This window comes from Ralstonia sp. PBBBR1, from assembly GCF_002256165.1.
Taxonomy (GTDB): Bacteria; Pseudomonadota; Gammaproteobacteria; order Burkholderiales; family Burkholderiaceae; genus Ralstonia; species Ralstonia thomasii.
Map to the genome: position 1 here is coordinate 202,120 of NZ_NKIL01000008.1, position 16,683 is coordinate 218,802.

A 16,683-nucleotide genomic window follows, 5' to 3' on the forward strand; every position below is an offset into this window, starting at 1 on the left:
TCAGAAATCGGAGGCGACGCGACTATATCAGCTTTGTGCGCCCGGCCCCGCAGCGAGCGTACCGATTTGACCTTCCGTCGCCTTTGAATCATGGCGGCGTCGCGCCTCGGCCACGATGCACTGCCATTCGCTGAAAGACACGCGCTCGCGGAACATCTCGATCAGGAAGACGCCCACGTCCTGATGCCGCTTTGACGTGCCAAGCGCGGCTTTCAAGCGCCGCAACTCTCTCTGCAAACGCGTGACGCGGGCCCGCGCGTTGGCCTGTTGCAATGAGCCGATGGGAAATGTTCTTACGGATGCTTCGGCCGCTGCCAACGCTCGCACGAGGTCGGCACGTTGCTGCTGAAGCGATTCAATCTCGCGCTGGACTTTACGGCCGCCGTCTGGGGAGGGGGATTGCGATTGCTCGGGGCGAGCGATGGCATGGCGCACGTTGGGGCCTCCTGCGATGGGTTGGTATCCCGCTCCCTGACGCCAATCAGGGTGGCCGGGCACAAGGTAGAGTTGGCGTACCGGTATCGCAGGCAACCGGCGAGCGCGAGCGCTCCCCCACCAAGGCCCGACCATAGGAGGCGCTTGATGTACGGGCGTAAAAAAACCGCCAACCGGCGGTCATACCCGCCTGCGATATTCTCGGACGCCAATCCGAGGTCACGTTGTGTGCGTGACGGGCGGCAGTATAGCGCAGGGGGCACGCGCTATTTGTGCCAGATGGTGATGCGACGATGCTGTGATACAGGGCGGGTATCAGCGGCTTCGCATCTCTTTGAGCCACAGGCTCATCAGCCCAGCGCGGCCACGCACGCCGAACTTGCGATAGACGCCCGTAATGTAAGAGTGCGTGGTCGACGTGGCCAGACCGAGCTGTTCCGCAATCTGCTTTTCTGCGGCTTCAGTCAACAGCAACTGCAACACCCTGGATTCGTGAGGCGCCAGACGCGCCTGCAGTTGCGCCAGCGGACTGGGCTCCGCCAGCGTCCTCAATGCGGTGACATTGCGCGCCACGCCAATGCGCAGTCGATGCTCCACGTTCCACTGTGCCGACCATGACAAATGGACATCGGTGCCCGACTGGTGCCGATAGCGATTCTCGAATCCGCTGCACTTCACCCCCGCCTGAACCCGACCCGCTTGCATTTGCGTTCTGTCGCGGTCGTCCGGCGCCACGAGTTCGAGCATGGTTTGCCCCAGCAGCTCGGATGGCCGATAACCAAGAATGTCTTCCCACGCTGCATTGGCGTGACGAATCCGCCCACGCTCGTCGACCAGAAAGACGCCGTCTGGAAGACTATTGGCCAAAGCAATCGCGCTTACATCCTTGAGGACTTCCATGGTCGGCTGCAGTGGGTTGCAATACAAAGAACCGATGGCCAGGCGCCGAGGAGCATTACCAGGTGCGGTCGCCGTCTTCAGGCAGCGACAAGCGGTTGCACAAGGTTGTGATTACCGCGACTTTGCCCCATTGCCCGCGTGCTGGCTCGCGTGAACGGCGTGCCGGCACGTTCTTACCCTCTAATTAGCAGGGTGCCAGCCAGAATAGCGTCTGTTATCGTTCTCGACAATATTCGGCATCGGCATCACGCCTAATAAAAAAGTTCAGCGCCCGCGCGGTTCCATGGAGCCGACGCAGGGCGAGCAACGGGGAAAACAGCAGGTCGCTTGGCCTAGTCAGGCCAGGTCAGCTTCGGAGGAATGGGGTGAGCGGATTCACCCTGTTTTTTCGAGTTGGCATTTCGGCGATATTGCTCGGCGTTGATGCGCGGGTGATCACCAATAAGATGATTGGTGAACACCACATAATAACGAGTCACACCGACTTCGAAGAACGGGGAGTGTCTTGACGCGCTCGACCTGCCTCAAGCCCCCTCGGGGCTTGGGGTGGTGCTCGTGTCCCTGCTTTGCCAACGGGGCATGACGGAGCGCTGCCAGGTTATTTCATTCCATAAAACAATAAAAAATAAAACTATTTTGATTTAACGCTCAAATCATATGGATTTGATTTGCAAGGTCAGGTTGTACCAAGATCGCGGTAATTGTTTTGCGGTGTTGGTAGCGCCGGGCGCGATGTGCTCCAGCACCGGGCGAAACGTCGCCGAAGCGTTAGCAAATCTGGGTCGCTCCATGGCCGAGAATCCTCTTCCTCAATCGGTAGATCTTCCGATCAAGCCGAAAGAGCGCAAGAAGAGAAGTCCGGCAGGAGGACTGCCGTTGGATCCTCGTGAAGTTTCCCGCGCTGTCCCACTCGTTAAACGCCTCCTTGAAGAGCGTTTCGGGAAGACCACTCTGCGTGGGCTCTCGGAAAAACTGGGTTTGGACGACGTCACGCCGCAATTGCTGTCGTCTTCCATCGCGGGCAATGGAGCGAAGCGCGTTCGCCTCGCCATTGCCGAGGCGCTGGGAGAACACGCCGATGCGCTTTGGCCCACGGCGCGGCACTGACAAAACGGCACGGGCTGGAATAGAAATCGGCCCCATGCCGTTGCGACGTTGCTATTGGGGTGCGCGGAAGAGTGCGGGAGAAATCTGGAGCGCCTTGGAACCAGGGCCTGGCGGAAGCGGTGGGGGCCAAACATCTCCCGCAAGGCCTTGCTGTGTTTGGGTCTCCCATCGTCAGCCAATCCAGACCCCCATTCTGACCCCTGTTTTCAGAATTTCGACGCGTCTTGATCCCAGACTAAAATTGCTGCCGTCAGCGCCGCAGGGTCATCATCGCGCAGTAGTTACTTATTTGGTGGCAGAGCCTTGTTTTGATACATGCCCCCGATCTTCAGCGCCTCTTCTTTCCCCCCAGGCAGCATGTTTGCTTTGCTCAAGATGTATTTCGGGAATTTCGTAAGCAAATAGTCCTGCTTGAACCATTGCCGGAACATTGGGAGGGCCGCATCAGGATATGCATTGGCAGGTTGTGGGTTGCTGGCCGATTGAGGGTAGTAGTCGGGATAGTTGTGGTCCCATTGGATGCGCTTGCCGAACTGCGCTTCAAGGTTGTTGCTGGTCCAGTACTTCCCCCATGCGATGCCTACGCTTATGTCTGCGATGGTCTTATGGTTCACCGTCAGGTCGGCATTGATAAGGTCCACCACTAGGCCAGTGATTTCCTGAAAGATGATGAAGTGTCCCGGAGGAGCGCTGTCCTTAAGAAGCGACACGCGGTCGTGGTGGTACTTCCATTTGTCGCCGGGTGTGTAGTCCAGGGCCTCGTAGATGAACCTGCGCAGGCCAAACGCAGCGAACTTGCGGTAGTTCTCGAGTGCGATGGCGCTATCGCTCTTGGACTCGAAGGCGTAGTACTCCAGAAAAGCCATGCAGACGATGTCCGGGTATGCATAGTGCACTGTCCCGTTTTGCAAGGTTTCGATGTGAAGCGAGGGCTCATGGAAGCCCTTTTCGAAGAGATATTGCTTGAAGTACGAGATGCGATCTTTACCAATGACGTCGTCATGGTAATGAGCCTCCCACTCCTTGCTGATCGTCTGGATTAGGCTGCGCGCGACACCAGTGATTCCGGCTAGGCCGCGCTGAGTAAGATAGGGGATGCCGTTGTCCAGCACTCCCATCTCGATCCCGTTGATGTCTTTCTGAACCTCAATTCCGAGATCAAGCGGCATCTGTTTTGAGGCGGCCTGCTGTACGGCGAATTTCATATCTAAGACCTTGTTTTTATTGGGTTTATGGGCGGCCTGCTGAAGGCGATTGATGTGGAGCGTTAGCGGTTTACTCTACAAATCGTCCCATAGCTCGCCGCAGTGGTAGTCCTTGTAATATCGCCATCCACCCACCGCGAACGCGAGGACGAACAGTGCAAATGGAATCCAGAACATCCACAGCATTGTCGGTTCGCACACTAGCTTGGGACTGACCCCCTTCATGATCGAGCAGGGCAGCTCATTGACGAACCAGGCAAGAACCAAGCTTCCCAAGGCAATCAGAGCTACCTGGCCGCCCTCGGCTAGGTAACGGAACTGAGGCGGGACGCGATTTTTGGGGTTGCCGTATCGTCGTGCCATGATCATTAATCGGAAAATAGCAATGCGAAGATGTTGTCACATTGGTTGGGTGTGACATGCCCCTTTGGGAGGGGGTGGCGGTGAATTGTTTTTACATCTGGTTGTAATGGCGTCTTCTGTGTGCGTTTCCTGGCCCTACCTCAGGGGCACCATCGATCAATGACGGAACGCTACTACACTGGGTGGCAAACTGGAGGAGCGAGCTATGGAGCCTGATGAGGTGATTCTGGAGTTTGAGCGGCTGGCGCTCGACGAGCTGGTCGATCTTGATGTCGATGACGCTATCGCGGGCCTAGCCGCGTTTCTCACCGATGCCAATATCCATGGCAAAGAACGAGCTTTGTTGGAGCGGGTGGGTGCGACGCTCTATCGCGTCGGCTTGAACGAGCGGGTGGTAGCTGCCGTCAAGCGTCAGTAGGGCCTACTTCGGAAATTTCTCGAGGCCAAGTCGATGAACGAGTCTGGGACCTTGTTCGTATTCGGTGATATGAAGTGCGTCTTCTGCGACGTAGTATGTCCTTCCTACTTTCAACGGCGGAGGATAAATCTTCCCATCGCGTGCCCAAGCTCGTAGGGTGCTGATATGCGGAGGCGGGTCAAAATTCTGTTCCGCCCACTTGATCAGAGTGATCTTCATCCTGAGGTTCCCAATGACAGAAGCCCGCGCAAGCGGGCTCTGTGGTATTGCAACCGTGCCGACCATCAGCGTAACCCAGCCAGTGTAGGCGCTCGGGCTAAGGGCGCAAGGTCATCCACCGGCTTATTCAGGTTGTGCCACGCGCAGCTGCAATCCGTCCTTCAATCCAAGCCTGAATCTCGGACTCGATCCAGCCGGCTGATCGCCCCATTTTGATAGGGGTAGGGAAGTCCTTGGCCTGAATGCGGGCGTACACGGTGCTCCGGCTCAGGCCGACCACCTTGAGGACTTCCGGTAGCCGGAGGATACTGGAACATCTACAACGCGCAGCCGGACGAGAACCAGCAGTATTCGGGCAACTCCACCTGCTACATCCCCGCCGTGCGCGACGGCATCCACATGCGGATGCGTCGGGCGCTGAATCAGCTCTTCCCCACCAACCACAAGCACGTCGACGTGACCGGCCCCACCGGTGATTCACCGTGGGCGCAGATGGCGCTGCTCGAGCACTACATCCGCAAGTGCCGGCTTAAGGACGCGGTGCGCGCTGATCTGCTGGCTGGCGACGTGACGGGTCAGTGGAACCTGTACCTGGACTGGACCAAGAGCTACCGGCGCGTCACCGAGGTCATCTCGCAGCCGCCGACGCTCGAATCCGAAGACGGCATCGAGGCACAGGACACGGCGGGCGACGAAGAATTCGAGCTGAAAACCTCGGACGTAATCGATGAGGGCCCGGAGATCGTGCCCTTCGCCACCGAGGACCTGGCGGTTTATCCGCCCACGACCAACAGCATCGAGGAAGCGGAAGCCACCTGCATCCGCCTGCGCATGTCTTCCGACAAGGTGCAGCAGCTCATCGATGAGGGCGTGTTCGTCGGGGTTAGCGCGACTGAGCTGATGGAGCGCCTGGCCAAGCCCGACAACAGCCGCGAGAAGCACAATCCACCCAAGCGCCGCACGAGCGACGCAGGCGTGCGCACTGAGGGCACGTACAAGTACGCGTTGATTTTCGAGGCGCACACCGACCTGGATCTGGGCGAAGGCGTCAAGGAACCGGTGTACGTCTACTACGCCGGTCAGAACGAGATCCTGGGCATCATCCGCAATCCGCGATGGTCCGGCCGACGGCCGGTGCGCTCCGCGCCGATCGAGCGCGTGCAGGGATCGTTCTTCGGCATTTCGAAGATCGAGCCGGTCAAGTACCTGCAGTGGAACTTGAACGACTACTGGAACATGGGTCAGGACAGCGCGCAATACGCACTGCTGCCCATCGTCATGACTGACCCGCTGGCGCAGCCGAATTACCAGTCGATGGTGATGGGCCTGGCAGCCGTGTGGCTGGCCGACCCGAACAAGACCAAGTTCGCGCAGTTCCCCGCGCTGTGGAAGGACGCCATCGGCCTGTGCCAAGCAATCAAGGCGCAGATCATGGAGTCCCTGGAAGTCACGGAGGCCATGATGCCGGCGCAGGGAAAAGGCCGGAAGAACGCCGCGCAAATGGGCGCCATGGCGCAGCAGGAACAGCTGGTCATCATCGACTACGCCAAGCGTTACGAGGAGGTGATGCTCAATCCCCTGCTCGAAGACCTGTTCGAGCTCGATCGCCAGTTCCGCACCAAGGAGCTGACGGTGGCCACGATGGGCGAGACCGGCACGCAGAAGCGTCTCCAGGAGATCCCGCCCCAGGCCTTCGGTGAGCGCTATTTCTTCCGCTGGAGTGGCACGGCCTACGTGATGGGCATGCAGCGCATGCAGCAGATGATCGCGTGGATGAACGTGCTGCGCGGCGTACCGCCTCAGCTACTCAACGGCCGCAAGCTGGATGTCACACCGATCCTGGAGTTCGGCACCGAACAGATCTTCGGCGTCGACGTGGCGCCTCGGATCCTAATCGACGAGCGCAACCTGTTCACGATCGATCCCGAAGAAGAGAACCTCATGATGCACAACGGCCTGGATGCCATCGTGCACGAGGCCGACGAGGACGCCCAGCACATCCAGTCCCATCAGCGCGGCGCCGTGATGACAGGAGATCCGGTTGGCAAGTTCCGGGCCCACATCATGGAGCACATGAAGGCGATGCAGACCAAGCTGCAAAAGCAGATGGGCGCGCAGCAGCCTCAAGGAATGCCCGGCGTACCGGGTGGAGCCGGGCCAGGCGTGGCAGGTACGCCGCGCCTCGGTGCGCAACCGAGTATGCCGCGGCCGCAGCAGCCCCCGGGCGCCATCCACCCGGACCATATCCAAGATGCAATGGCGGGGCCGCGATGAAGATCGTCTACAGCGAGAAATCCCTGTTCAACGATTCGGCGCAAGTCGGTCCTCCGTTCGTCGCGGAAGCGATCGCGTTCGGCCCACTGGCATGCGTGCGCGTGGGCCCCGGCTTCATGGGCCGGCCGGCTGATGAGAAACGCGCCATCCTCGCGCACGAGGAAGGCCACATCGCGCATTGGCATGGTGTGACCCGCATGCTCTGGGCTCTGATCGGCGCGCCGCTGTGGGCGCCGAAGGCCACCCGCGCCCTGGTGTTGTCCCAGGAACTGGCTGCCGATCGCTACGCATGCGAGCGCGGCCATCGGAAGTCCTTGCTGCGCGTGCTGCGCGGCATGCGCGGTCGATACAACGATGCAACGCTCGAGCCGCGCATCGCGCGCCTGGCGAAGGGGTGAGCCATGGCAGACGAATTCACCCTAGCCCCGCCAAAAGCCCAGTCGAACGGCACTGGTGTCACGTACGAGAGCGTCCAGAACGGCTTCAATTACCTGACCAAAAGCTTCCTGGTCTTCGTCAACACGCTGTCGACGCAGCCACCATCCGGCGCAGCAGGCGGAGATCTGTCCGGCACGTACCCCAATCCGACCGTCGCCAAAGTGAACGGCCTGGCGGCTGGCACGATGGCGAACCAGAATGCCAATGCTGTTGCCATTACAGGCGGGACGATCGACGGCGCTGTGATTGGAGGGACGACTCCAGCGGCTGCCACCGTTACCAGTTTGGCAGCGACAGGAGCGGTCAACTTCACCGCCAATCCCCTGGGGATCACGTCCGGTGGTACGGGATCGGGCACGGCGGCCGGCGCGCGTACGAACCTAGGTTTGGGCACAATCGCCACGCAAAACGCGAACAATGTTGCGATCACCGGCGGCACAGTCGACAACACGCCGATCGGGCAAACCACTGCAGCAGCTGGGTCGTTCACGACGCTTAGCGCGAGCAGCAGCGTCAGCGGTACGGGCTTTTCTAACTACCTGGCTTCCCCACCGGCCATCGGAGGTACGGCGCCCAATGCCGGCGCGTTCACAACGTTGACGGCCTCCACTGCGATAGGGGTGGCCTCTGGCGGCACAGGTCGCTCGACTCTGACAGCGCACGGCGTCATTGTCGGCGAAGGAACTGGGGGCGTTGCGACAGTCGGGCCGAATGCTTCAACCGGTGTGCCCCTTGTTTCTCAGGGCTCCTCCGCAGATCCGTCGTTCTCCACTACGGTAGCTGGCCTTACCTTCACTGGGGCAATCACTCCGCAGTCAACGGGAGGCATTGTCGGGACAACTACCAACGACAACGCCAATGCCGGGAGCGTCGGGGAATATCAAACCGCGACCTCAGCCAGTACAGGGATGACGTCGGGCGTCAACACAAACCTTATATCCCTCAGTTTGACGGCTGGCGACTGGGATGTAAGTGGCGTTGCTCAACTGGCCCCTTCGGGAGCCACGGTACTCAGCTCATGGGTTGTCGGTATATCCACGGTATCAGGGACTTTCGGGCCAATTGGCAGTTACGTATCTCCCGCTTATTCCACAACAGGGACGGGCCAGACCACGGCAAGCCCCGTCGTAAGGGTTTCGTTGTCCGCGACAACAACAGTCTATTTGGAAGTCATCGCAAATTTCACGACCAGTACGCTCAACGCCACTGGATTCATTCGGGCGCGGAGGATTAGGTAATGGCAACAACTACGGCAACCGCAACGATCGTTAAGGCAAATTTCAGCGGATCCACAACCAAAGGGGCTGTTAGCGTCGCGGGCTTAAATGTGGGCGATGTCTTGGTCCGTTGCGTACCTGACGGCTTTACAGACGGATTCGAGTCAGTAGTTTCGGCGTCTGGACAGATCCAGCAAAACGCGAATTTGGATTGGTCCAGTGTCCAGTTCACCGCATATTTTTTGCGCGGCGTTTAACGGTCTCCCATAGATCATTGAATCGCTCAGGAAAGATTGTTAGAACGGCAAGTAATTTTTAGGAGTCCAGCCATGGGCCTCAGCGCAGGGCAGCAAGTCAACCAAGTGTTCTTGGGCGGCATACCGGATCAAAGTTCTCTCGTCGGCAACCTGAACGCGATCACGCCGTTGACAAACGAGCAGTACAACACCAACGCTGCGACGACCGCTACGACGGCAACCGTTTCGCAGATGGCTGGTGCGAATGACTGTGTGCTCAACATGACCGGCACGCTCGGTGCCGGCGCGAACCTGACCACACCGACAGCGACCGCACTCATTAGTGCCCTGTTTGGTCCGAATTCGCCCGTCATTGGATCAAGCTGGAAAGTACGCATCCTGAACACGTCGGGCGGCGCATTCTCGTGGACCCTGGTGGGCGGCACTGGCGTCACCGTCAACGGCACCGCGACCATCGCGCAGAACACCTGGCGTGAATTCCAAGTGACGGTGTCTTCGGCCACAACGCTGACGATGCAGAACATCGGCGGCGCTGCCACGGTTTAAGGACACGGCCATGAAGAAATACGCCTCCAAACTGTTGCGCTTTCTGCTGGCTCGCGTTGTTGATGACGATGCAGGCGATCCTCCTGTCGATCCTCCTGCCGACATTGGCGCTCTCGGTGACGGTAGCGGCGATGATTTGGATGATCCGATCGGCGATCTTGTCGATGATGAGCCCACCCCGCCGGTAAGCGCACGTCGCGGCGACGACTCGCGTGAGCGTCTCGCTCGCCTAGAAGCCGAAGTCGAGGCCGCCAAGCGCTACGCGGACAATCTTCGCAACAGTCAACCGGCACCGTCACCGCAGGCCGACCCAGAGTTTCAGCGCGAGGAAGAGCGCCTGCGCGCGTCCGACCTGACGGACCTTGAGCGCTGGCAGATTCAATCCAATCGCACACTGCGTGAAAACAAGCGCCAGGCCGAAGAGGCTCTGCGTCATGCGCAGGACGTGAGCGATCGAGCGCAATTCCAGTCCAAGTTTCAATCGGATCCGCGTCGCTCAAAGTACGCCGATCGGATTGAGCAGGAGCTGACGACCCTGCGTCAGCGTGGGCAAAACGCACCGCGCGAAGCTCTGTATTACTTCATGCTCGGCAAGGACATCGCGGAGGGAAAGCTGAAGGCCAAGCCGAAAGCGCCGCCAGCTGACCTGCCGCGTGGACGCACACCTGGCGCAAAGACCGATGTCACGGCGCGCGGCGGGAAAAACGAACACCAGAAGCGCGCTGAGCGCCTGGCGAACATCAACATCTAAAACCCCAAAAGGAGGGGCAACATGAAAGCTCGAGGTCTCTTGATCTTCCTGCTGGGGCTGCTGGTCGGTGGGTTCGGCCGGTTCCTGCTTCCTGGCGTCACCAACCAGTCGAGCAGCTTCACCTCGGATGTCGAAGCCTACATCCAGGAAGAAGTCGAGCCGTTGTCTCGCCGTCAACTGGTTGCGTACCAGTTCGGCAAGCCGCTGAAGTTGGACACCAACCGCGGCACGACTTACACCGCATCGCGCTATGTGCGTTTGCCTCTGCCGTTTGCACCGCTGCAGGAAGGCGTGGCACCTCCGGGCGAGGCCATGACCCTGCAGCAGGTGACGGCCACCGCTCAGCAGTGGGGCGACCGCGTCATCATCACTGACGTGGCCAACCTGACGATCAAGCATCCGCTGTTCCAGCAAGCGTGCGAACTCGTTGCACTTCAAATGCCGGAAACGCTGGAGCGCAACACGCTCAACACCCTGTTGTCGGCCACGCAAGTAAACTTTGCCGGCAACGCTGCCAACCGTGCGGCTCTGTCTGGTTCGAACGTCATGAGTCCGCATGAGGTCAACCGCGTGGTCGGCTCTATGCTCACGTTCGGCGTGCCGCGCTTCAACGGCGACGAGCGCGAAGACATGATGATCGAGGCCGGCGCGTATCGCGACCCGTCACGTTCGCCGGCTATGACGCAGCACTACGTGGCGCTGATCCACCCGCTTTCCGCGCAGGACATGCGCGAGAACAGCTCGGTGCAGCAGGCCTGGGCGTACAGCGACGTGAACCGCCTGTACAACAACGAGCTGGGCCCGTTCAACGGCGCGCGCTTCGTTGAAACCAACATGATGCCGTACTGGACCGGCGTGGCCGCCATCAACGGCACTGCTTCCGCTTCTGGCGGCACGCTGGCCACTGGCACCTATTACGTCCAGGTCACTGCCTCGCCGGCTCAGACATCGGTTGAACAGCAGATCTATCAGGTCTCCACCTCGATTTCCGTGACTGGCCCGACCGGCTCCATCCAGGTTGCCCTGCCGCAGTTGGTGGGATACGTGTTCAACGTCTACGTTGGCACGTCGGCTAACCCTGCCAACTTGGGTCTGTCGGCCTCCGGTCCGACCACTGGCCCGCTGGCTGGCCAAGCCACGCAGCTGGCGCCCAACCAAACCGTGACGATCACGGGTATCGGGAATGCGCAGACGCCTCCGGCTGCTCCGGCTACAGGTGTGACCGTGTTCCCGACCATCTTCATCGGCAACCACAGCTACGGCCAGGTGCTGCTGGAGAACCCGGAGTTCCACTACCTGACCGGCGCCGACAAGAGCGATCCGCTCAACCAGACGCGTGTCGTGTCGTGGAAGGTGTTCTACGGCTCGATCATCCTGAACCAGTCTTTCCTGGCTCGGGTTGAGGCATCGAGTGCGTTCGCTCCGGGTTATCAAGCCGGCACGGCCAACCAAGGCTGATGATGGCAACGGAATTCGTTAAAGCGATGCAGGTCGCTTCGGTTGTTCCAGGCGTCCTGCAGTCGAACGGCACCCAACCTTCTACGGTCAACCTCATCGCGGTGGACGGCACCGGCTTTGCGGCCGCGATCACTGTCGACCTCGCCGATGCTCTCGCTCAGTACGCGGTCGGCACGCCGATGTGGTTGCGCCTAGATGACACGCAACCTGTCATGACGATTCCGCCTCTCGGCGGGGCTGCTTCGGAAAATACGGCGGCGGTGATTACCGCGACGGTGGAGAACGTGGACGCGCCTGCGGCGCAATGATTTTTAGCAAGGAGATAATTATGGCTGCACGAAATGGCGAGGGCGGCGCAGACCGCCCCGAAGATAAGAACGACATCGATCCGCGCAAGCGTATTGCCGAGCTCGAAGCTGAGTTGGCGATTGCTCGGAGCGGCGAAGAGAAGGCGCGAGCCGAACTGGCTGAGAACGCCGCTGCCGCGCAAAACGCTCTGCTGTTCAACGCCGCCGTGGAAGAAGTATGGGTGGGGAAGAACGATGACGGCGTCGACATGTACAAGTTCAAGATCGACCTGGCGCCCTCTGGTGGCACGGACATCAAACTGAACGGTGTGCCGTACTACCACGGCGAGGTGTATTCGTTCGACACGAACACGCTGCGCACGATCAAAGAGATCGTTCAACGCACGTGGGACCACGAACGCAGCATCAACGGCAAGAACGAAAACGTCTATCGCCGTGAGATGAACACCACTCTTTCCGGCCGGGGTCGCTGATGGATCAACAGAACGCTACGCCCGTACTGGGCAATTTCTCGATCTCGTTTCCGGCGCCCAACGGCGCGCAGCTATCGATCAGCGGCTATGTCTACGCCGATGAGTCCATCGAATCGCTGAACGACCGCATGGACACGTGCAGGGAAGCGTTGCGCCGGCAGCAGGACATCCTAGAGCGGCCTGTGCTGCAGGAAAAGCTGGACATGCTGGTGCGCACCGAAGCGCAGATCGAGAAGGCCTATCTTGACCTGCTGGAGCAGGCCAAGCGCAAGACGCTGCCCAGCGCTCAGAAACAGCACCTCGACAACTATCCGGTCCAGCTCAAGCAGCTTCGCGACGAGATCGCGAAGGCGCGCGTCAAGATGGGCATGGAGGCCTGACATGGCACTGACCGCCGCGCAGATCGTCGCGTACGCCCTGCAGATTGCGAAGTGCCCCGGCTTCACTTCGCAAGGCGGTCAATCGCTCAATCTGGTGCTTCAGGATCTGTGCCTGCACCGAGACCTGAAGGTCAATCGCAAGACGCAATCGATCGTCGTCCAGGCCAACAGTAACGGCCCGTTCAATCTGGAGGCGGACTACAACCGCACCTACGATCTGTTCTTCTCGCAAAACAACCTGCCTTACTTTCTCCACCCTATTTCGATGGAGGAGTACGACCAGGAGTTTAAAGACCCATCCATCGCGAACTATCCGTATGAGTTCGCAACCGACCTGTCTCCTGTCGCGTTTGGTGGCGTGGGTCTCCTTTACATCTACCCACAGTCGTCAGGGCAGATTACGCTGACGCACCGTTACATGGTGCAGCAGGCTGACATTCTCACGCCGGAAACGTCGGCTACCGTGCCGTGGTTCTCGGACACTGACTATCTGATTCATGCCACGGCGTATCGCATGATGAGGATTACCGACGACGAGCGGCACGACCGCTTCGTCAAGGAAGCCGAGGAGATGCTGCGCACGCATCTGATCATGGAAGGCGACGAGCAAGCCGTGGTCAAGCAGGTCCGCCTGGACCCTCGCAGGTTTCATACCAATCGGGCGCTCAAAGCAACCAAAGTCACGGGGTGAGCCATGGGCATCACCCGGTCATATCCCGTTCGCTTCACCCCCAAGGGGTTGTGTGATGCGCTTGATGCCACGGACGCGTTCCCTGGCGCTTGCGTGTTGTTGCGAAACTTGGTGTTCGATCAGGGTAATCCGGAACTGGTGGTGCCGCGTCCTGGCGTTGGGGCGGCACTAACTACGTTTTCTGGTTTTACGTCGCCGACTTTCGTTTCGGTGTTCATCGTGCTGGGCAACATTGTGTACGGCATGGTGTCCAGCGGGCGCACGGCCGGATTCGACGAGCCGTTCGCTTACAACGTCGCCAGCAACAGCTTCGTCACGATTTCTGGCGTGACAGCCGGCAACGTGCCATCCTCCCCCGCGACAAGCGGCCCCTGGACACCGCCCACCATGGCGGTGATCGGCACCAAGATCATCGTCACTCACCCTGGTTTCTCGGGCAGCGGATCGAATTTCTTTGGAGTCATCGACATCAGCAACCCGGCCACGCCCGCGTGGAGCTCGTCGAACACAGCCACGAACGGTTTGCCTGGCGTGCCCACGGCAGTCGCCAACTTCAACAACCGAGCATATTTTGCGATCGGCAACGTGGCGTACTTCAGCGATGTTCTGGCAGCGACGACACGGACTAATGCGTCTCAATCGGTGACGCTCGGTGACACCACCCCGATCATTGGGTTCTCTGGGCTGCCGACCCAAACCACCTCTGGCGGGGTGGTCGCGGCGCTGATCGCTTTCAAGGCCTTTCAAATCTGGCAGGTCACGGGCGATACCGCCACCAGCAACTTGGCGGTGAACTATCTGTCGCTGACAACCGGGACTTCCGCGGCGCGCAGCATCACCCAAAGTCCAATGGGTACGTATTTCGCGGGCTCGGACGCACCGTACGTCATCAATCCCCTAGGCGCGGTCCAGCAGATCGTCAACGACGGCAAGTCAACTTCGGACGTACAGACGCCGTTCCTGAATACGACGCAACCTTCCCGCATGGCGGGAGCTTATTCCGGAAGCGTCTATCGAGTGTGCGTGCCGACGCTATTGTCTGGTCAAAACCAGACCAATGACTACTGGTTCGACTTGCGCCGTCGCCGCTGGAACGGCCCACACTCGTTCGTTTATGACTGCGCTGGCCAGTACGGAGCGGGTTTCATACTGTCCGGAGCTGGTGCGGGTGCGGCGCTGTTCTTCAGCTCACCAGTTGCTACAAGTAGCAGCACATATCTCGATGCAGGTGCTTCGTATATGTGCCAAGTGCGCTCGTCGACGTTTCCAAAGAACAACGAGATGCTGCAGCTGCAAGTGGTCGAATCCAACATTGAGTTGTCATCCCCATCGGGATCGCCGATCACGTTCAACCTCACCGCTCTGAACGAGAAGAACTCCACTCTGGCGTCTACCTCACTGCAAAAGGTGGGTACCTTCTTTCAGAAGAGCTCTGCACTTTGCGGCTTCCGCTCGAGCCGCGGCCAGCGAGATAAGCGAAAGGGGGCCTAACCCCATTTCTCGTGATCGACGGCGCAGCGTGAACTTGAAAATCCACGAGCGGGAGCCTGTCTCTGAAATCTGGAAATAAAGGTTGCCGCCATCCGGGTATTGACCCGGTGCGTCCAACTTGCCGATCTTGAGTGCTGTCAGCCGCTGAAGCTGTCGCGTCGCCATTTCCGACCCCTGTTCTCACCCCTGTTTGATGGGTGGATTGTGTCGGAGCGGGCGGGACGCTGCAAGAAGAGAAATACCCCCAAAACGGCGTCGCTACGCGGTTCTTTCGGTCGTTCTAGGAACTTGGCGGACGCCTGCGGATGGCTAGATGGCGGAAGCGGTGAGATTCGAACTCACGGATGGGTCACCCCATCGGCAGTTTTCAAGACTGCTGCCTTAAACCACTCGGCCACGCTTCCTTCGTACTGCGCTGCTCGTTGCGAGCAAGGGCGCCATTGTAACGGTACCTGGCGCAACTTGGCACCGGGTACCGTCAGTTTTCGTCGTCGGCCAAGAACAATTCCTGCAAATCGTTGAGGAATCGCTGTCCCAGTTCGGTCGGGCGGATGGCGACATGGTCGCGCGTCAGTAGGCCGCGCTGCTCGGCGGCGTCGAGTTGTCGCTCAATGGAGCGCAGCGGCAGGCCCGTGCGTTCCTGGAACAGCGTGACGGGAAAACCGTCCGTCAGTCGCAGCGCATTGAGCATGAACTCGAACGGCAGGTCGGCAGCGTCGACTTCGCGCTGCTCCTGCATGACGGCCGCACCGCCCGCAGTCTCGGCCTGGCGCAGATACGTGTCCGGATGCTTGTGCCGCATCTCGCGGATGACCCGGTGCGGAAAACTGAGCTTGCCGTGTGCGCCCGGGCCAATGCCGAGGTAATCGCCGAATTGCCAGTAGTTCAGGTTGTGCTTGCAGCGCTTGCCGGCCTTGGCGTATGCCGACACCTCGTAGTGCTCGTAGCCTGCCGCTGCCAACCGCGCGTGAATCCAGTCCTGCATTGCAAACGCCGCGTCGTCATCCGGCAGCGCGGGCGGGTACTTGGCGAAGTAGGTGTTCGGCTCCAGCGTCAGGTGGTACAGCGACACGTGATTCGTATCGAACGACAACGCGGCCTCAACATCGGCCTCGCACTCGGCAAGTGTCTGGCCCGGCAGCGCGAACATCAGGTCGAGGTTGATGTTGTCGAAATGCGCGCGGGCGATGTCGATGGCGGCGCGCGCTTCGGCGGCACTATGGATGCGGCCCAGGGCCTGCAGGTGCGCATCGTTGAAGCTTTGGATGCCGATCGACAGGCGGTTCACGCCGCTGGCGCGGTAGCTACGGAAGCGTTCTGCCTCGAACGTGCCCGGGTTGGCCTCCATCGTGATCTCGGCGTCGGCGTCAACTGGCAGCAGCATGCGGATGTCCGACAGCAAGCGGTCCAGCCCTTGCGCCGACAACAGGCTCGGCGTACCGCCCCCGATGAAGATCGTGTGCACATGCCGGCCCCACACCATCGGCAGCGCGGCTTCCAGGTCTTGCCGCACGGCAGCCAGAAAGCGCTCTTCCGGGATGCCCTGTTCCGGCTCCGCATGCGAGTTGAAATCGCAGTACGGACACTTGCGTACGCACCACGGCACGTGCACGTACAAGGACAGCGGCGGCGAAGCGGGCAGGCTGATCTTGCCCGGCTGCAGGAAGACGGAGGTGACCTTGTCACCGGTCTCAGCGGCAGTCGCGGTAGGCGTCTTGGCTGCGCCGGCGGGGTAAATCGGGATCATTGGAA

At 59.9% G+C, this 16,683-nt stretch carries 21 protein-coding genes and 1 tRNA gene; 13 read left to right on the plus strand and 9 right to left on the minus strand.

The genetic code is table 11. The features are described 5' to 3' along the window. Window positions 1–27: 27 nt before the first annotated feature. Entirely contained in the window at window positions 28–435 is a 408-nt protein-coding gene (locus CFE42_RS16555; RefSeq protein WP_004630980.1) for a hypothetical protein, read from the minus strand. A 315-nt stretch (window positions 436–750) separates the two neighbouring features. Continuing rightward, on the minus strand, window positions 751–1,335 hold the full coding sequence (locus CFE42_RS16560; protein ID WP_004630978.1) for a PAS domain S-box protein: 585 nt from the start codon (window positions 1,333–1,335) through the stop codon (window positions 751–753). 789 nt (window positions 1,336–2,124) lie between these two features. On the opposite strand from CFE42_RS16560, the gene CFE42_RS16565 reads away from it, so the two are divergent. Continuing rightward, the gene (locus tag CFE42_RS16565) at window positions 2,125–2,442 is read left to right on the plus strand and encodes a hypothetical protein (RefSeq protein WP_080633382.1); all 318 of its coding nucleotides are present in this window, start codon (window positions 2,125–2,127) and stop codon (window positions 2,440–2,442) included. 281 nt (window positions 2,443–2,723) lie between these two features. On the opposite strand, the gene CFE42_RS16570 is transcribed toward CFE42_RS16565, so the two are convergent. Then, a complete protein-coding gene (locus CFE42_RS16570) occupies window positions 2,724–3,647 on the minus strand; it encodes a hypothetical protein (RefSeq protein ID WP_004630974.1) in 924 nt (307 codons plus the stop codon). 75 nt (window positions 3,648–3,722) lie between these two features. Further along, window positions 3,723–4,010: a hypothetical protein gene (locus CFE42_RS16575; protein ID WP_152458813.1), complete on the minus strand. Its 288-nt coding sequence runs from the start codon at window positions 4,008–4,010 to the stop codon at window positions 3,723–3,725. 205 nt (window positions 4,011–4,215) lie between these two features. Between CFE42_RS16575 and CFE42_RS16580 the strand changes: the two genes are divergently transcribed. Continuing rightward, window positions 4,216–4,428: a hypothetical protein gene (locus CFE42_RS16580; RefSeq protein WP_004630970.1), complete on the plus strand. Its 213-nt coding sequence runs from the start codon at window positions 4,216–4,218 to the stop codon at window positions 4,426–4,428. 3 nt (window positions 4,429–4,431) lie between these two features. Here the strand turns inward: CFE42_RS16580 and CFE42_RS16585 are convergent, their stop codons facing one another. Together CFE42_RS16585 and CFE42_RS23945 are read right to left on the minus strand one after the other, a co-directional pair. Then, window positions 4,432–4,713 carry an excisionase gene (locus tag CFE42_RS16585; RefSeq protein WP_353057383.1) on the minus strand — a complete coding sequence of 94 codons (282 nt, stop codon included), beginning with the start codon at window positions 4,711–4,713 and terminating at the stop codon, window positions 4,432–4,434. Between the two features lie 61 nt (window positions 4,714–4,774). Continuing rightward, complete coding sequence (locus tag CFE42_RS23945) at window positions 4,775–5,128, minus strand: AlpA family transcriptional regulator (protein ID WP_353057384.1); 354 nt, start codon at window positions 5,126–5,128, stop codon at window positions 4,775–4,777. Between CFE42_RS23945 and CFE42_RS16595 the strand changes: the two genes are divergently transcribed. The 11 genes from CFE42_RS16595 (at window position 5,047) to CFE42_RS16645 (ending at window position 14,931) form a co-directional block, all read left to right on the plus strand. Next, window positions 5,047–6,921 carry a hypothetical protein gene (locus CFE42_RS16595; RefSeq protein ID WP_004630968.1) on the plus strand — a complete coding sequence of 625 codons (1,875 nt, stop codon included), beginning with the start codon at window positions 5,047–5,049 and terminating at the stop codon, window positions 6,919–6,921. The genes CFE42_RS23945 and CFE42_RS16595 overlap by 82 nt on opposite strands. Then, a complete protein-coding gene (locus CFE42_RS16600) occupies window positions 6,918–7,319 on the plus strand; it encodes a hypothetical protein (RefSeq protein ID WP_004630966.1) in 402 nt (133 codons plus the stop codon). The genes CFE42_RS16595 and CFE42_RS16600 overlap by 4 nt, the downstream gene beginning before the upstream one ends. A gap of 3 nt (window positions 7,320–7,322) precedes the next feature. Further along, window positions 7,323–8,597 carry a hypothetical protein gene (locus CFE42_RS16605; RefSeq protein WP_004630965.1) on the plus strand — a complete coding sequence of 425 codons (1,275 nt, stop codon included), beginning with the start codon at window positions 7,323–7,325 and terminating at the stop codon, window positions 8,595–8,597. A gap of 308 nt (window positions 8,598–8,905) precedes the next feature. Then, a complete protein-coding gene (locus CFE42_RS16610; protein ID WP_004630962.1) occupies window positions 8,906–9,379 on the plus strand; it encodes a hypothetical protein in 474 nt (157 codons plus the stop codon). A gap of 10 nt (window positions 9,380–9,389) precedes the next feature. Then, complete coding sequence (locus tag CFE42_RS16615; RefSeq protein WP_004630959.1) at window positions 9,390–10,130, plus strand: hypothetical protein; 741 nt, start codon at window positions 9,390–9,392, stop codon at window positions 10,128–10,130. A gap of 21 nt (window positions 10,131–10,151) precedes the next feature. After that, window positions 10,152–11,588, plus strand: coding sequence for a N4-gp56 family major capsid protein (locus CFE42_RS16620; protein ID WP_004630957.1), 1,437 nt, complete (start codon window positions 10,152–10,154; stop codon window positions 11,586–11,588). Further along, complete coding sequence (locus CFE42_RS16625) at window positions 11,588–11,896, plus strand: hypothetical protein (RefSeq protein ID WP_004630955.1); 309 nt, start codon at window positions 11,588–11,590, stop codon at window positions 11,894–11,896. The genes CFE42_RS16620 and CFE42_RS16625 overlap by 1 nt, the downstream gene beginning before the upstream one ends. 20 nt (window positions 11,897–11,916) lie before the next feature. Beyond that, the gene (locus CFE42_RS16630; protein ID WP_004630953.1) at window positions 11,917–12,369 is read left to right on the plus strand and encodes a hypothetical protein; all 453 of its coding nucleotides are present in this window, start codon (window positions 11,917–11,919) and stop codon (window positions 12,367–12,369) included. Beyond that, complete coding sequence (locus tag CFE42_RS16635) at window positions 12,369–12,749, plus strand: hypothetical protein (RefSeq protein ID WP_004630950.1); 381 nt, start codon at window positions 12,369–12,371, stop codon at window positions 12,747–12,749. Before CFE42_RS16630 ends, CFE42_RS16635 begins: the two co-directional genes overlap by 1 nt. 1 nt (window position 12,750) lies before the next feature. After that, window positions 12,751–13,440, plus strand: coding sequence for a hypothetical protein (locus CFE42_RS16640; protein ID WP_004630949.1), 690 nt, complete (start codon window positions 12,751–12,753; stop codon window positions 13,438–13,440). Window positions 13,441–13,443: 3 nt separating this feature from the next. Continuing rightward, a complete protein-coding gene (locus tag CFE42_RS16645; protein ID WP_004630946.1) occupies window positions 13,444–14,931 on the plus strand; it encodes a hypothetical protein in 1,488 nt (495 codons plus the stop codon). Here the strand turns inward: CFE42_RS16645 and CFE42_RS16650 are convergent. The 3 genes from CFE42_RS16650 to hemW all read right to left on the minus strand — a co-directional run bounded on the left by CFE42_RS16650 (window position 14,836) and on the right by hemW (window position 16,678). Continuing rightward, entirely contained in the window at window positions 14,836–15,096 is a 261-nt protein-coding gene (locus tag CFE42_RS16650) for an Arm DNA-binding domain-containing protein (protein WP_310722620.1), read from the minus strand. The genes CFE42_RS16645 and CFE42_RS16650 overlap by 96 nt on opposite strands. 149 nt (window positions 15,097–15,245) lie before the next feature. Next, window positions 15,246–15,335: transfer RNA gene (locus CFE42_RS16655), tRNA-Ser, on the minus strand. 74 nt (window positions 15,336–15,409) lie between these two features. Then, window positions 15,410–16,678, minus strand: coding sequence for a radical SAM family heme chaperone HemW (gene hemW, locus CFE42_RS16660; protein ID WP_004630944.1), 1,269 nt, complete (start codon window positions 16,676–16,678; stop codon window positions 15,410–15,412). Window positions 16,679–16,683 lie beyond the last annotated feature (5 nt).

What these genes read in the sequence shown, in the direction of transcription:
- CFE42_RS16560 (WP_004630978.1), bottom strand. Translation starts at nt 1,335, where the DNA reads ATGGAAGTCCTCAAGGATGTAAGCGCGATTGCTTTGGCCAATAGTCTT.
- CFE42_RS16565 (WP_080633382.1), top strand. Translation starts at nt 2,125, where the DNA reads ATGGCCGAGAATCCTCTTCCTCAATCGGTAGATCTTCCGATCAAGCCG.
- CFE42_RS16570 (WP_004630974.1), bottom strand. Translation starts at nt 3,647, where the DNA reads ATGAAATTCGCCGTACAGCAGGCCGCCTCAAAACAGATGCCGCTTGAT.
- CFE42_RS16575 (WP_152458813.1), bottom strand. Translation starts at nt 4,010, where the DNA reads ATGGCACGACGATACGGCAACCCCAAAAATCGCGTCCCGCCTCAGTTC.
- CFE42_RS16580 (WP_004630970.1), top strand. Translation starts at nt 4,216, where the DNA reads ATGGAGCCTGATGAGGTGATTCTGGAGTTTGAGCGGCTGGCGCTCGAC.
- CFE42_RS16585 (WP_353057383.1), bottom strand. Translation starts at nt 4,713, where the DNA reads ATGGTCGGCACGGTTGCAATACCACAGAGCCCGCTTGCGCGGGCTTCT.
- CFE42_RS16595 (WP_004630968.1), top strand. Translation starts at nt 5,047, where the DNA reads ATGCGGATGCGTCGGGCGCTGAATCAGCTCTTCCCCACCAACCACAAG.
- CFE42_RS16600 (WP_004630966.1), top strand. Translation starts at nt 6,918, where the DNA reads ATGAAGATCGTCTACAGCGAGAAATCCCTGTTCAACGATTCGGCGCAA.
- CFE42_RS16605 (WP_004630965.1), top strand. Translation starts at nt 7,323, where the DNA reads ATGGCAGACGAATTCACCCTAGCCCCGCCAAAAGCCCAGTCGAACGGC.
- CFE42_RS16610 (WP_004630962.1), top strand. Translation starts at nt 8,906, where the DNA reads ATGGGCCTCAGCGCAGGGCAGCAAGTCAACCAAGTGTTCTTGGGCGGC.
- CFE42_RS16615 (WP_004630959.1), top strand. Translation starts at nt 9,390, where the DNA reads ATGAAGAAATACGCCTCCAAACTGTTGCGCTTTCTGCTGGCTCGCGTT.
- CFE42_RS16620 (WP_004630957.1), top strand. Translation starts at nt 10,152, where the DNA reads ATGAAAGCTCGAGGTCTCTTGATCTTCCTGCTGGGGCTGCTGGTCGGT.
- CFE42_RS16625 (WP_004630955.1), top strand. Translation starts at nt 11,588, where the DNA reads ATGATGGCAACGGAATTCGTTAAAGCGATGCAGGTCGCTTCGGTTGTT.
- CFE42_RS16630 (WP_004630953.1), top strand. Translation starts at nt 11,917, where the DNA reads ATGGCTGCACGAAATGGCGAGGGCGGCGCAGACCGCCCCGAAGATAAG.
- CFE42_RS16635 (WP_004630950.1), top strand. Translation starts at nt 12,369, where the DNA reads ATGGATCAACAGAACGCTACGCCCGTACTGGGCAATTTCTCGATCTCG.
- CFE42_RS16640 (WP_004630949.1), top strand. Translation starts at nt 12,751, where the DNA reads ATGGCACTGACCGCCGCGCAGATCGTCGCGTACGCCCTGCAGATTGCG.
- CFE42_RS16645 (WP_004630946.1), top strand. Translation starts at nt 13,444, where the DNA reads ATGGGCATCACCCGGTCATATCCCGTTCGCTTCACCCCCAAGGGGTTG.
- CFE42_RS16650 (WP_310722620.1), bottom strand. Translation starts at nt 15,096, where the DNA reads ATGGCGACGCGACAGCTTCAGCGGCTGACAGCACTCAAGATCGGCAAG.
- hemW (WP_004630944.1), bottom strand. Translation starts at nt 16,678, where the DNA reads ATGATCCCGATTTACCCCGCCGGCGCAGCCAAGACGCCTACCGCGACT.